The sequence below is a fragment of the Kitasatospora sp. NPDC093558 genome (assembly GCF_040683475.1).
Classification (GTDB): Bacteria; Actinomycetota; Actinomycetes; order Streptomycetales; family Streptomycetaceae; genus Kitasatospora.
In genome coordinates, this window is the sequence record NZ_JBFBDY010000917.1 from 1 (window position 1) to 2,104 (window position 2,104).

At 73.4% G+C, this 2,104-nt stretch carries 2 protein-coding genes; both read left to right on the forward strand.

The window, feature by feature from the left end:
* Window positions 1-687, forward strand: a 687-nt coding sequence (locus AB0O00_RS36915; protein WP_363659072.1) for a PHP-associated domain-containing protein, incomplete at its 5' end; no start/stop codon positions are given.
* Window positions 688-914: 227 nt separating this feature from the next.
* Window positions 915-1,946, forward strand: a complete 1,032-nt coding sequence (locus tag AB0O00_RS36920; protein ID WP_363659073.1) for a LacI family DNA-binding transcriptional regulator — start codon at window positions 915-917, stop codon at window positions 1,944-1,946.
* The last annotated feature ends 158 nt before the right edge of the window (window positions 1,947-2,104 follow it).

Below are 2,104 nucleotides of genomic sequence, written 5' to 3' on the forward strand. Positions count from 1 at the left end.
GTCCGGCGGGGCGGCGGGCTGTGCGTGGCGGCCCACCCGCACGCGCCGTACGTCTCGGGGACCTTCCGGTACCCGTACCGGGGCTTCGACGCCGTCGAGGTGTGGAACGGGCCGTGGCGCTCGGACCTGTCGTGGCAGGCGGACAACGAGGCGGCGCTCACCGAGTGGGGCCGAAGCCTGGCCCCGGACGTCCGCCGGGGGCGGTGGCGGCCGGCGGTCGGCAACAGCGACGCCCACCTGGCGGGCCAGATCGGCGTCCCGCACACCGTGGTGCTGGCCGACGAACTGGGCGCCGGCGCGGTCCTCGCGGGGATCCGGGCCGGCCGCAGCCGGCTCGCCGCCTCGGACGGCGTGGAGCTGGCGTTCTCGGTGACCTGCGGTGATCGGACGGCCGGTATCGGTGAAGCGCTGGTGACCGATGCAGCGGTGGCGACCGGCGAAGCGGCGATGACCGGCGACGGCCCCGCAGTCGTACGGGCCGAGGTGCGCGGTGTGCCCTTCGGCACAGTCGTGCTGCACACCGGAAAGGGGAGGGCCCACACAACGTCCTTGCCCGGCGACGGCGCGGGCACCGTCGAGTGGCCGATGCGCCCGGCCGAAGCAGCGGAATCGGTGCTCGTCCGCGTCGAAGTCCGCTACGCCGACGGCCGCATGGCAGCGCTCACCAACTCCATCGTCCTGCACTGAGCACGGCCCCGCCCGATCGGTCGCCGAAAGCGACGGTCCGACCCGTGGGGGTGACGATCTGCGGCAACTGCCTCCGTGGCGAGCCTGTGAGCGCTAACTTGGCACTATCGGCACATGTCGGCGACCCGAAGGCCTGGTATGAAGGGGTGCCGCCTGTTGAACCGAGGGTGACGGATTGGCCTGGACCTGGTCGCGTACTGTGGTTCCAGCCGAGGAGGGGACTGCGAGTGGGAACCGACAGCGCCGGGACGGAACAGCGCCAGCCCGTGATGGCGGACGTGGCGAAACTGGCGGGTGTCTCCCACCAGACGGTGTCCCGGGTGCTCAACGGCGCCCCGCACGTCCGGCCGGACACCCGGGACCGGGTGCTGGCGGCCATACGGGAGCTCGACTACCGGCCCAACTCGGCCGCCCGCACGCTGGTCACCCGCCGCTCGCAGACCCTCGGCGTGGTCAGCTTCGACTCGACCCTCTACGGCCCCGCGTCGATGCTGGAGGGGATCGAGCGCGCCGCGCGGAGCGCCGGGTACTTCGTGAGCGTGACCAGTCTGCGCTCCCTGGACGGCCGTTCGGTCCAGGAGGCCGTCGACCGGCTGCGCGACCAGGGGGTCGAGGGCGTCGTCGTGATCGCGCCGCAGACCTCCGCCGTGAGCGCGGTGGCCCGGCTCTCCAGCTCGGTGCCGCTGGTCGCCGTCGGCTCGGGCAACCAGACCCAGGTGCCCATGGTGTCGGTGAGCAACCGCTTCGGCGCCGGCGAGGCCACCGGGCACCTGCTCGACCTGGGCCACCGCACCGTGCACCACGTGGCCGGGCCGGCCAACTGGCTGGAGAGCCAGGACCGTGAGTACGGCTGGCGGGTCACGCTGCAGGCGGCCGGGGCCCCGGTGCCGGAGGTGGAGCGCGGCGACTGGAGCGCCCGCTCGGGCTACCAGGCCGGTCTGCGGATCGCCCGACTGCCCGACGTCACCGCCGTCTTCTGTGCCAACGACCACATGGCCCTCGGCCTGCTGCGCGCCTTGCACGAGGCCGGCCGGCCCGTCCCCGAGGACATAAGCGTGGTCGGCTTCGACGACATCCCGGAGGCCGCGTACTTCACCCCGCCGCTGACCACCGTGCGGCAGGACTTCGGCGAACTCGGCCGCAGGGCGCTGGAACTCCTCGTCGGGGAACTGGAGGGCGTGGCGCCCGCCGAGACCCAGGTGCAGATCGCCCCGGAGATCGTGTTGCGCCGCAGCGTCGGCCCCGGCCGGGGCTGGTGATCCGGTAGCCGGCTCGCGCGGTGGCGTGCCACCTCCGGCCGGGCCTGGTGACCCGGTAGCCGGTACGTGCAGCGGTGCGCGCAGGGTGATGCCCGCCGGTCCCGCCTCGGCCAGGGCCTTCAGGGCGGCCTCCTTGATCTCGCTGATCGTTTGCTGGC